Source organism: Streptomyces sp. NPDC050806 (assembly GCF_055586425.1).
The window spans coordinates 55,527-67,232 of sequence record NZ_JBVJIF010000018.1 but is presented as its reverse complement, the minus strand read 5'-3'; the positions used below and the strand labels follow the sequence as shown (position 1 = coordinate 67,232).

At 69.7% G+C, this 11,706-nt stretch carries 9 protein-coding genes; 2 read left to right on the top strand and 7 right to left on the bottom strand.

The genetic code is table 11. From position 1 onward, the window contains the following. Positions 1 to 693: 693 nt before the first annotated feature. From ACZ6WH_RS37940 to tap, 6 genes are all read right to left on the bottom strand, one after another. On the bottom strand, positions 694 to 1,659 hold the full coding sequence (locus tag ACZ6WH_RS37940; RefSeq protein ID WP_469734601.1) for a terpene synthase family protein: 966 nt from the start codon (positions 1,657 to 1,659) through the stop codon (positions 694 to 696). Positions 1,660 to 1,686: 27 nt separating this feature from the next. After that, on the bottom strand, positions 1,687 to 2,553 hold the full coding sequence (locus tag ACZ6WH_RS37935; RefSeq protein ID WP_469734599.1) for an SAM-dependent methyltransferase: 867 nt from the start codon (positions 2,551 to 2,553) through the stop codon (positions 1,687 to 1,689). Positions 2,554 to 3,023: 470 nt separating this feature from the next. Then, positions 3,024 to 3,326, bottom strand: a complete 303-nt coding sequence (locus tag ACZ6WH_RS37930; RefSeq protein WP_469734597.1) for a DUF6247 family protein — start codon at positions 3,324 to 3,326, stop codon at positions 3,024 to 3,026. Between the two features lie 75 nt (positions 3,327 to 3,401). After that, a complete protein-coding gene (locus tag ACZ6WH_RS37925; RefSeq protein WP_469734595.1) occupies positions 3,402 to 3,644 on the bottom strand; it encodes a DUF6087 family protein in 243 nt (80 codons plus the stop codon). A gap of 399 nt (positions 3,645 to 4,043) precedes the next feature. After that, a complete protein-coding gene (gene tpg, locus ACZ6WH_RS37920; protein WP_469734593.1) occupies positions 4,044 to 4,601 on the bottom strand; it encodes a telomere-protecting terminal protein Tpg in 558 nt (185 codons plus the stop codon). A 3-nt stretch (positions 4,602 to 4,604) separates the two neighbouring features. After that, the gene (tap, locus tag ACZ6WH_RS37915) at positions 4,605 to 6,662 is read right to left on the bottom strand and encodes a telomere-associated protein Tap (RefSeq protein WP_469734591.1); all 2,058 of its coding nucleotides are present in this window, start codon (positions 6,660 to 6,662) and stop codon (positions 4,605 to 4,607) included. A 120-nt stretch (positions 6,663 to 6,782) separates the two neighbouring features. On the opposite strand from tap, the gene ACZ6WH_RS37910 reads away from it, so the two are divergent. Continuing rightward, the gene (locus tag ACZ6WH_RS37910; protein WP_469734589.1) at positions 6,783 to 8,633 is read left to right on the top strand and encodes a zeta toxin family protein; all 1,851 of its coding nucleotides are present in this window, start codon (positions 6,783 to 6,785) and stop codon (positions 8,631 to 8,633) included. Here ACZ6WH_RS37910 and ACZ6WH_RS37905 read toward each other — a convergent pair. Further along, entirely contained in the window at positions 8,597 to 8,860 is a 264-nt protein-coding gene (locus ACZ6WH_RS37905; protein WP_469734587.1) for a hypothetical protein, read from the bottom strand. The genes ACZ6WH_RS37910 and ACZ6WH_RS37905 overlap by 37 nt on opposite strands. 149 nt (positions 8,861 to 9,009) lie before the next feature. Between ACZ6WH_RS37905 and ACZ6WH_RS37900 the strand changes: the two genes are divergently transcribed. Next, positions 9,010 to 11,703, top strand: a complete 2,694-nt coding sequence (locus ACZ6WH_RS37900) for an ATP/GTP-binding protein (RefSeq protein WP_469734585.1) — start codon at positions 9,010 to 9,012, stop codon at positions 11,701 to 11,703. Positions 11,704 to 11,706 lie beyond the last annotated feature (3 nt).

Below are 11,706 nucleotides of genomic sequence, written 5' to 3'. Positions count from 1 at the left end.
CCCGCGGAGCGGGTACCCCAGCGCTAGCGCGCTGGGCAGTGAAACGACTCCGCTAACGCTCCGTCAAATTCCCGCGCAAGCGCGGGAATTGAATTCCGCAAGCGGAATTCTAAAAGCGGTACCATTCCCGCTTCGCGGGAATGGGGAAGTCCCCGCAAGCGGGGACTTCAAGGCTGGCTACGAGGGAGGGTGCATCGCGCCCGAAGCCGTGTAGACCCTGGAATCCCGGGCCACACCCCCACCATGAGCCGAGCCCCGGACGGATGCCGGCACCACCGAAGAGAACGGGCTCCGCTGCGCTCCACCCGAACCGCCACCCCATCGAACCGAGCCCGCCAACGCCCCACAGCCTACACTTCAACACCTCGCCTCACCCTCTACAACTGACCACCCATCACCCTCGCAGCGTCAACCTGACCAACATTACTGCATCAAACTGATTCAGTGTGTAGAGTCTGGAATCAAACCGTACCACCACCCGCGAGCAACTTCGCGCCGGTACCTATCACCATCACCGCGTGTCACATTCCACGAAAGGGAGGGTGCGGGCAATGTCCATCAAGCTGCGTGACCATCAAATCGAGGCCTGGAACACCATCGTTCGCGGCCTCCACATGTTGTTGAATAGGAATGGCTCGTCGACCTGTAGGACGAGATGTCGTTGCGCCCTTGGTGTTCCAGGCGTTGCCGGGATCAGGCCCATCCTGGGTAGCGCCCGCTGAGGCGCTCCCAGTCGTAGTTGCCACGGATGCAGTGGCGCATCATCGACACGTAGTCGGTGGTCTGTGGTGAGGCGGTCAGTGCGACCTCATCCGCCAGAGCGATGAATTTTCGGGTTTCCTCGTCATGGAGTCGGGCGGCCTCATCGATTGCTTCTTGGTGCGTCAGCCGATGGTGCTCGGCCAGCACGGTGGGCAGTGACAGTGATGGGCGGGCTGGTTGCAGAATCTCCTTGGGATAGGAATAGATGTCGTTGAGCCAGCTGCCGATGTTCGCCGCCATGCGGGCCAGCGAGCGCAAGGGGCTGGTGACGAATTCCGACTGTGGCAGATCGATGCCCGCGCCGACTTCCAGAACGTGCCACACCAGCATCAATGCCGAGTCTTCGGCGCGGAAGAACTTGTAGTCGGAGGGCGACGGCTGGCGCCCTGAATCAACGTAGATGGCTTTCCACAAACTCCCCAGAAAATAGCCCTGCCACCCGTCGCACAGGCGGAACCATTGATCAGCAGTGCACAGGTCGTGCATGAGTAGCTGGAAATCTCGGAAAGCACGAATGAGCGGATCATCTGCAGTGAGCGGCGTGTGAGGGTCGTCGACCACCCGAACGTACTGCGGCAAGACGTCAGCGATCTTGCGTACGGGGTCATCCGTCGTATCGAGGATGAGATCGTCCATACGGAAGGCGAGCGTGAACCAGATCAGCACTGCTTCCAGGCGCTCGCCTTTCCCCTGCGGGCACACCCGTGCGGTGAGATCAGCGAATTTCGCTCGCGTGTACTCTTCGACTTCACTATCAGAGGTCAGCAGGTTCCGTTCGTGGAACCAACGAAGGCCGACCGCACTAAGTGGCTCGACGTTGGGAACGTTGCCCTCGTTCGCCGGGTAAGGGCAGTACAGCTGTGGCAGGACAAGGTCATGCTCGGGCGCTGCAGACATTCATCTCTCCCTGACGGTGGGGTGTTGTCAGTCACGGTTCCTGGTATCGGTGAGCCGGAACAGCAGCAGCCGTGTCTCCATGGCGTGGTCGCGCCAGATGCGGAAGAGTTTGCCGTGGGTGAGCGCGGACTCGATGAGTCGTTCGCGGCTCCAGGCCGTTCGCATGGTGTCCCCCTCAGCGGCGCAGCGGTCCAACTCGGCGGTGTTCCAGGCCATGGACTGCACCCAGAACTCGGCCACGCGGTCCGTGACGTCCTCGTCCTGCTCGAGTGCGAAGCCTGCGGCCTCAGCGGCTCTGATGTACTCGGTGAGGGTGCCGAGGTGGGTCTTGTAGTAGCCGTTGATGAACTCGGCCCATTCGGGACGGCAGATGAGGTGCTCCTGGATGCCGAACCATCCACCCGGCTTCAGGGCACGGGCCACCACGTGGAAGAGCCGTTCGCGATCCATGTATCCGGAGGACTCATTGGCGTAGGCGGCGTCGTACGCCTGCTGTTCGTTCAGGTCGTGGATGTCGCCGTGGACGGCGGTGACCAGGTCGTTGACCTCGGCTTGCCGCGCGAACTGCTTGATGAGAGGCACATGCTCACCGAGGTTGGTGAGGCCGGTGACCTTGGCTCCGTGTTCCTTTGCCCAGTAGAGCGAGCCGCCACCGACGCCGCAGCCGATGTCCAGGACGGATCCGGGTGGGCTGGCGCAAGCTCCCCAAGAGCGGGCGGCGTGGTCGACGATTGCTTCCTGGGCTGCGACGATGCGTCGCTTGAGGGCGACTTGGGAAACGGTGGTGTTGGGGGCGGCGCCTGGTGCGAATAATCCGACGTGAAAGTGAACGCGTGGTCCAGGGCCGTACTTGTGCAGGATCGCTGCGGTCTTGCGCGCGTAATAGCGCGGCACTTCGGATGGGCCTGCGGCCGACAGGGCGGGTGTCTCACGTCGCTGCGATATGACGATCTCCTGAAGTCGGTGAGGGTGTCGAGGTTCCCGCGGCCGAGTCAGACCAGCTCCCGAGGCGGCCGGAACCGACTGATTTCATCGACGGCTGTTACCGCACCCGGCTCTGCGGAGCACCGCGAGGCCGCCGGGGCCGCGGGTTCACGCTGGAGCAGAACACGGAATTCGTCGTCGCTGCATGTGACTCCCTCTGAGCATGGCGGCAATACATTGCGACGGGACCCTGCACCTGATGAGTGATCGACAATCCAGCGCGGCAGGCAATCATCCGCGTGAGTGATCCGCTTTCGGACAGACTCAGTCCCACGGGGTGCGGGTGGCGATGTCCAGGACGTCACGGGCCATTTCCTGGCTGTGGTCGCGCAGCTGCTGGCCGGCCTTTGCGGACAGCCGGACCGTCCAGGCCGCATCGCTCACCGGCGGGGCCCGAGGACGTCTTCGAAGGGGAGGAAGCCGGAGTCGTCCTTGCCGGAGTCGAGGAAGGCGTCGACGGCCGGGGCGGTGTCGAGGCGGACCTGCCATTCGCGGATGACGTCGTACAGCGGGGCCAGGCTGTAGCTGTGCCGGGAGTCCTCCAGCGCCTTGCTCCAGTCCCGCTCGAAGGCCGGCACCCAGCGATCGGCTCGGCGGTCGGCGCGGATCCGCGCGAGCAGCTGCGCGGCGGCCGCCGGCGAGGTCGGCGGAGAGGCGGGCGCGTGCTCGGGAGTTGCGCTCATGAGGTCCTCCAGGCGGGTCTCGCTCTCACGGTACGCGGCCGCGGTGGGGCCGGGGGAGGGTTCGGGCCGCCTGTACTACCAGGGCTCGGGGCCGGGCTTGTCGGGGCGCATCAGGGCCTGGGCGGCGGCGAGGTTGTCGACGATGGCGACCAGCTTCCAGCGCTGTCCGTCCCAGCGGACCACCGCGCGGGGCGCGTCGGGGTCGAGGTGCGCGGCGCGGGGTGGGCCGGGGGTGAGGGTGAGGGCACGCATGCGTCCGGGTTGGTAGGTGCGCTGCAGCAGGCGCCGGCCGAAGCGTGCGTCGCCCCACTCACTCATCATCGCCGCCCTGGTCCTGGTCGTCGCCGGGGTCTTCGATGGGCATCCCGCCGATGGCTTCGCGCTCGTCCTCGGTGAGTGCGCCGTTGCTCTCGGCGTCTTCCCGCCCCATACCGGCAGTGTCCCGCGCACCACACGCCCTGCCAACCGCCGTTGTGCGGTGGCCGTACGCTCATCGTCGTCAGATCAACGTGTGAGGGGGAGGGTGCTGTGTACCGACGCGACATTGAGCGCGCCGTGGAGAGGGGGATCCGGCGAGCCGATCGGAGGCGGATGAGCCTCCGCCGTCGTTTCGCTCTCCGGATCCAGACCTTCGCTGTGCTGTGTTGCGTAGTTGTGGTCTTCTTCCTGCTCGTTCTCATCTTCGGAAGATGAAGTGCCCCGCGTTCGAGATCCTGCTCAGAAGGAAACGTCGATGTAGTCGATGTCGGTGAATTCCACTTCGAGGTCATCGGCGCGGCGGCCGCCGTCTTTGAAATAGGTTTCCTGGAGTCCTTCGGCGACGATTCCCCGCAGCTGCTGGTCGTTCGCGCCCTGCTGTTGGGCGTCGAAGAGGCGGGCGGCGTAGGCGGGTGGGAGGTGGACGGTCAGTCGGCGGACGCGGCCGTCGTCGGTGGTGCCGATGGGGGCGGTGTAGCCGAAGCGGGCGCGGGTTTCGATGGTGATGCCGGCGGTGGTGGCGGCCTGTTTGCGGCGGCGCTGCCGCACCCGCGGCTGCCACACCTTCGGCACCTCGCGGCGCAGCGCCTCTGCGAGGCGCCTCTGCGGCGTCTTGCGCTGCCCGGCGAGGTAACGCTCGATGGTGCGCTGGGAGACGCCCAGACGGGCCGCCACGGCTCGCGTGGAGCCCTTCTCCGCCCGGACCAGCAGGCGGATCTGCGCGAGGGGTGTCTTCGGCGGTTCGCGGGTGAAGGCTTCTTGGTCGGCGCGGTCCAGGGCGTCCTCGATGTCCCCCACGACTCACTCTCCTTCGTCCAGGACGGCGTCGCCGCCCTTGATGTGCCGGGCCGGGTTGTACTGCTGCTCCATCAAATCCACCGCCCACGCCATCGTCTGGACGCCTTCGACCTTCGCCAGGCCGGGCGTCGGCCCGAGACGGAAGGAGCCGGGGTAGGGCTTGCCGGAGGTGGTGTAGGGCAGGAAGTCCAGCGGCGACGGGCCGGGGCTGGGGTAGACGACGCAGTCGGAGAGCACGGCAAGGGGGTACAGGCCGGCTGCTTCGGCGGTCTTGGCCATCTTGCGGTGCATGTTCACCCGCGCCTTGGAAATCACCGCCGCCCGGATGTCCGGGCGCCAGGTCGGCCGTTCCAGGGCCGGCCAGCGCTCCCCGTCGCGGTAGTGGCGGCCCTGCGGGCGCTCACGGAGCTTGCCGATGCCGCCCTTGACCGTGGACTTGATCGCCGACAGCACCGCGGCGAGACCAGGGTCGGTCTGCTTGTGCTCCTCCATGGCGGCGAGGAACGCTTCGTCGTCCAGGTCCTTGGTGACGCCGAGGTCGGCGAGGGTGTCGACGTAGGCGGTCTTCAGGCGGTCGTGCCAGGGGTCCAGGTACGGGCCGGTCTCCCGCCGCAGGTACGCCTCGATGGGGGTGACGTTGTAACCGAGCTCCACCGCGTACGCGACGGTCGGGGTGGCGTACCAGGCCGGGCCGTCCGGGCGCCGGCCGGAAGGCGTGAACGGGCTCGGCAGGCGCGGGTCCAGCTCGATGTGCGAGAGGTCGACCAGCCACGAGCCGGGGACCTTCTTGTCGAACGCCGGCCGGTCGACGTGGACGGGCGCGCCCAGGCCGACGCTCAGGCGCGCGGAGGCGGCGAGGAAGGCAGTGTTGATGTCCAGACCGACCGCGTTGGGTAGCAGGCACTCCTCATCGGAGAGCAGCTGCTCGTCGCGGACCCACTGGTAGGCCTCTTCGTCCAGGAAGCCGCCGTCCCAGCCTTGGGCGACCGGGTGCTCGGCGGTGGCCTCCGGCGGGGCCGGGTCAACCGGGGCGGTGAGCGCGCCAGGGTTCGGGCCCGACACCCAGCCGCCGGTGGTCTCGTCCTTGACCGGGCGGGTCGGCGGGCGCAGCGTCGTCATCAGCTCCAGGCCCGAGACGGCGGTGGAGCCGCGCGGGGTCAGCACCCGGGTCGCGTAGGTGCCGAGCACGCGGGCGAGGTCGGCCGGCGGGAGGTCGGCGGTGCCGGGCCAGGCCCGGGTATCGAGGGCGTCCCAGGGCAGGATGGCCAGCTGCACGCACTGCCGCTGCCCAGCCGCGGCGGGGCGATAGATGCGGGCCCACGGGCCGAAACCGCGCTGAGTGAGCTTCCACTTCGCGCGGGCGATCTGCTTGATCACCGGGTGGTCCTCCGGCAGGCGCAGGGAACGGCGGGCCTCCGGACCCTCCAGGGCTTTGGGCAGGCCGAGGCGTACGGCGGCCGAGGCGGTCAGCACGATCAGCGGATCAGCGTCCTTGCCATGGCGGTGCAGACGTGGTGCCCCCAGCCCTGATTCCTTCAGCGTCCACTCGACCAGGGCCGGGATGGTCTTGGCCGGGCACTCCAGCACGATGCCCTCCACGCCGTACGCGGTGCCGTCGCCGTCCAGGACCGCGAGCGGTCCGTGGGGGAAGCGCGGATCCGCCGCGGCCGGCTTCGCGGCCTTCGCCCGCGCCGGACGGCGCGACGTCGACGTCGGCCTGGCCGCGGGCGCCGGGGCGGGGGCCGCCTCGGGCGCGGGGGCAGGGGTGGGCGTCGCTGGTTCCGTGGCGCCGGTGAAGGTCTCCGGAACCGCGGGAGGGTACTTCGCGGCCCAGCCGTCCAGCAGCCGCTGGTACGCCTGCAGCCGCGGCGGCCGGGGCTCGGATCGGCCTGCTTCCCAGTTCCGGACAGTCTGCGCCGTCGACTTCAGCACCTGAGCGAGCCGGGCCTGGGTGACGCCGGCCGCCTCCCGCAGCCGGGCCCGCTCCGCCGGCGGGGGCAGCGACGGCTCCCCTTCCAACAGTGCATCGACCGCCTCGAACAGCTCTTCTTCGGTGGGCATGCTTCACCTCCACCTCAGACACTACCACGAAATCACCTTTGGATTTGCGCTTGTTTTTATGCTTGTTTTTATGTCACGATCAAGATGCTCGCGATCATGGCGTTCGGTGCAGGAGGACTGGTGGGGGAAGCAGAGGTCACAGCGGCCGCGCTGTCCGAGGAGGAGAACCACCGGGTGCTGCGTCAGGCGATCCTGCCGGGATGGACGGCGCACGCGGTCCGCCAGCAACACCCCGTGACCGTCTTCGTCGCAGGTCAGCCCGGCAGCGGCAAGACCCACATCGCCGACCTTGTCCACGCGGCGCTGAACCGCCGAGGCGGAGCGGTGAGGATCGGCAGCGACCTGTACAAGGCCGCGCACCGCCGCTATGCCGAGCTGCTGGCCGAGGACGTCCGCACGGCCGGGGTGAAGGTGAGGCCCGATACCCGCCGCTGGCAGGCCGCAGTAGAAGCCCACGTGCGTACGCACAGCTTGGATGCGGTGGTGGAGACGGCCCTGGCTGATGCCGAGGAGTTCCGTAGCTCCGCCGCCGCCTACCGGCAGGCCGGTGCCCGCATCGAGGTCGTGGCCCTGGCGACGGCAGAGGCCCTGAGCCAGCTGGGGACGCTGTCCCGCTTCCTCACCGACGCTCTCTCCGGCGGCGGCCGGTACGTCTCCTGGGAGAACCACGACCGGTGCGCGAGGCAGCTGCTGCCGACCCTGGCCGTCATCGAGGCCGAGCAGCTGGCCGACCGCATCACCGTCGTGCGCCGCGACGGTACGGCGTTGTACGACAACGAACTGATCGACGGAGTCTGGCGCCGGAGGCCGGCGGCGCGGGCGGCGGTGACGGCCGAGCGGGCGCGGCCGTGGAACGCGCCGCAGACGCAGACCTTCCGGCGGGAGCTGGCCCGAACCGACCAGCGGCTGCACCGCGAACTGCTATCGGAGGACCGGCGCCTGGCCGTCCAGCGCGATGCCGAGCGCGCAGCGGCACTTGCGGAGCCGGTGCGGCGGATCGCCCAGCCCATCGCGCAGCCGCCCGGTGTCACCTACCACCGGCTCTCGGCCGAGGAGCACCGGTGGATTTTTGATGAGCTGATCGTGCCGTCCTATCTGAGCGGCATCACTGCCCAGGACGCGCCACGGGTGGTCTATGTGATGGGGCAGCCCGGCGCGGGCAAGACGCGGGCGGCCCGCCTGATCCTGCGCACGCTGCAGGGAGAGGCGGCGCACCTGGTCGGGGATGACTTCAAAGCCGCCCACCCCGATTACCACCAGCTGCTGCAGGACAACCCGCGCGGCGCCGGCGCGGCGATCCGCGCGGACTACCGGGCCTGGCAGACCCGGGCCGAGTCGTACGTACGGGATCGGCGCGGCGATGCGGTCATCGAGATCGCGCCCGGGGACGCGCAGCAGTTCCTCGACAGCGCCCTGCCCTTCCGCGCGGCCGGGTACCGGATCGAGCTGGTCGTCCTGGCCGTGCGGGCTGCGGACAGCCGCCAGGGCACCGCCGCGCGCTACGCCCAGGTGGCCCGGCTCGGCGTTCCGGGCAGGTTCACCACCGCCAGCGGTCATGACCGGTGCTTCCTCGCAGTCGTGGACGCGGTCCAGGCCGCCGAGCAGCGGGGCGTGGCGGACGCGGTGGTGGTGATGCGGCGGGATGGCACTGCGACCTGGCAGGGCGAGCGCCGCCCGGACGGGAGCATGGTCCGGCCGGCCGGCGCCGCTCTGGCCCTGGTGGCCGAGCGGCAGCGCCCCTACAGCGAGAGCGAAGCGTGGCGCTTCCTTGTCCAGCAGCGCGCCTTGCGCCAGGCGCTGCCGCAGTACCGTGCCGAGCTGGAGCAGATCACGGCCCTGGCCCGCCCGCTGCTGCCCGAGCACCTGCGCCCGCGCCGCCTGTCCGCTGCCCCGCCGGTTGCCGCGCTGCCGCTTCCGGCGCGCCAGGCGGCGGATTACGGCTTGGTCAGTTCCTTCCAGTGCGCCGCGTAACGCTGGGCGAGCTGCTCCACCTGCTCAGGTGTCGCGGTCTTCAGGGCCTGTTGGTCCTCCACACACTCCTGGCGCTTGGCCATCAGGTGCTCCAGGCGCTGGGAGTCGGGTGCCGGCGCGCGGCGTTCGGCCATGATGGCCTGGCTGTACCAGACCGACACGCGCCGCAGGATCTCTGCCGCGCCCTCGTACTCGGTGCCGCCGGGCTGCTCGCCGTTGTCGTCCATGGGTAAAACCACCTTGCTGTCGGGACAATCGGGGCATTGTCCCAAGCACCGTGACGTGGCCGGGAAGGCCGCAGCGGACGGGGCTGGTGGTGAGGAAAGCTGCGAGGGTGTCGTACGTTGATGCCAGTTGATCGTTTTCGGGGGTAGTTGTGGCGGGCCGGGATCTGCGAGCACTGTTCAGCTCCAACGACCGCTCCCTGGCCGCCAGTGAGGCGTTCACCAACCGGCAGGGGCAATGGCAGGCCGTCACCACCGCGCTCGGCGAACACCTGCAGCGCCTGGCCGGCCCCGCCTTCGACGTCGAGGACCTCGAAGCGCCGCGCCGCAATGTGCTGGTCTTCCACGGGGTCGGCGGCATCGGCAAAACCACGCTGTCCCGCAAGCTCGAAGCGGCTCTGACCACCGGCGGCCAGCAGCGGCCCGCCCAGTGGCCGGCACCGGCCTGGCCCACCGACCAGCACATCGTGCCCGTACGGATCGATCTCGCCCGCTCGGCCGGGATGGACTTCGAGCGCGTCGTCCTCACGCTGCGGCTCGCGCTCGCCGAGCTCGGCCGCCCGCTGCCCGCCTTCGACCTGGCGCTGCGCCGGTACTGGGAACACACCCACCCTGGCGAAAGCCTGGAGGAGTACCTGCGCCGGGACGGGCTGGCCGCCCGCTTCGGCCGGGCGCTGCCGCAGCAGATGCAGTCCGCACTCGGCGACGTCGCCCAGGCCCTGCTGCTGCCCGGCACCGTGGGAGCGGCGCTCGGGCAGGTGACCGGCGCGCTGGTGGGCGCCCTGCGCGAACGCCGGCAGTCCGTACGGGCACTGGCCGGCTGCGCGCGCCTGGCGGATCTGCTGGAGGCCGAAGCGGACCTGGACGCGCTGTCCTTCTATCCGCACCTGCTGGCCTGGGAGCTCGCCCAGCTCCCCGCCGACAAAGCAGTCGTCCCGGTGGTGCTGCTGGACACCTTCGAGGACATCGGCGACCGTACGCACCGCGACTTTGAGCGTCTCCTGCAGCGTGTTGTGTGGCTGCTGCCGAACGCACTGTTCGTCATCACCGGCCGCAGCTGGCTGCAGTGGGCCGAGGAAGCCCTGGCCGGCCAGCTGGACTGGACGGGGCCTGCCGCCTGGCCCGACCTGGCCGCCCGCGAACTGCCCGCCGCCCGCACCCCCTCCCCCGCCCCTGTCGCCGGCGGGCGGCAGATCCTTATCGGGGACTTCTCCCCCGAGGACTGCGAGGACTACCTCGCCCGCCGCCTGGCCCAAGACGGCCAGCCCCTCATCGATGCGCGCCTCCGGCAGGTCATCGCCAGCCGCTCCCACGGCCTGCCCCTGTACCTGGACCTGGCCGCCATGCGGTTTTTGGAGATACGGCGCAGCGGCCGGGAACCGGGGCCGGCCGACTTCGACGCCGACTTCCCCGCCCTGATCGCCCGCACCCTGGCCGACCTCACCCCCGACGAACGGCACGTCCTGCGCTCCGTCGCCCTCCTGGACGCCTTCGACCTGAACCTCGCCACCCAGACCGCCGGCCTGACCCACCAGGCGCCGGCGTTGCGACTGACCGAGCGGCCCTTCGTACGGCACAACCCCTTCGGCCTGTGGCCCTTCCACCTGCACGACCTGATCCGCTCCACCCTGCGCACCGCCGATGACCAGACCGATGACCGCTGGTCCCCGCACGACTGGCAGCAGGCCGCGACACGCGCCTTCACCGCGCTCGGCGAGCAGTGGAGTGCAGGCGAAGCACACGACCGGCTGCTGCTGGTCGGCTGCCTGCGCCAGGGCCTGCGCCTGGCCCGTGACCACCGCCTGGGCCTGGACTGGCTCACCGAGGCCGCCTGGGCCTACATCGGCGACTCCGTCTGGGAGCCCCTCGCACCTCCCGCCCGCGACCACGACGCCGGTACGGAACTGCAGACGCCCGCGGACGCGCTGGTGGAGATCCTCAGCACGCTCGCCCGCCGCCAGCGCGAGAACCGCGCCCGTACCGCCGAGCGCCTCACCCGCCTCACCGACTCCTGCCTGCTGCCGTCCGACCTGCACGACATGGCCGTCTACTACCTGGCCAAGGCCCAGCGAGACCTCGGACTCACTGAGGACTCCCGCCGCGGCATGCAGCACGTCGTCGCCGGCGGCGGGCGCCTTGCGCCCAATGCCCGCCGCGGACTCGCGCACCTTTCCCGCCTCGCCGGCGACTTCCCCACCGCCCTGGATGCCGCCGCACACCTCGGCTGGGAAGGCCGCCACCACCGCGTGACCGGCGACGTCCGGTGGGTTCAGGGCGACATCGCCGGCGGCGCCCAGGCGTTCCAGGCCGCGCGGCGGGAGGGGGAGGAGCACGGGAAGAAGGGTGAGGCGGCCATGTCCCAGGCCATGCGGGCCTTCACCCTCGCCTTCGCCGAACCCGACCTCGCCGATGACGAGATCGAGCTCGCCGAACGGCTGCTCGGCCCGGTCGACCTGCGCGCCGCCACCTTGGACGTCCGCATCGCCGAGCTCCTGCGCGATGCCGGGAAGGACACTGGCCTCGCCGACCGGTACCAGGTCCTGCGGGCCGAGGTCGGCACCTCCGGGCTTGCCTTCGCCCAGGCCAAGCTCGAACTCGCCCTCGCCTTCCATCACGCCATCCGCGACGACCAGGAAGGCATCGGGGCCAGCATCCGCCGCCTGCGCGAGCTGACCCGCCCGGACTACTACGCCTACTACGTCGACATCGCCCACTTCATGGCCGGCCTACCGATGCCCGCCGAGTCGGCCTCCGCGGTGCAGTGGGTGGACGGCGAGCAGATCACCCGCGAGCGCTGGCGCGCGCTGGTCACGACACGACGCGAACGCCTTCGGACGAGGAGGTAGCAG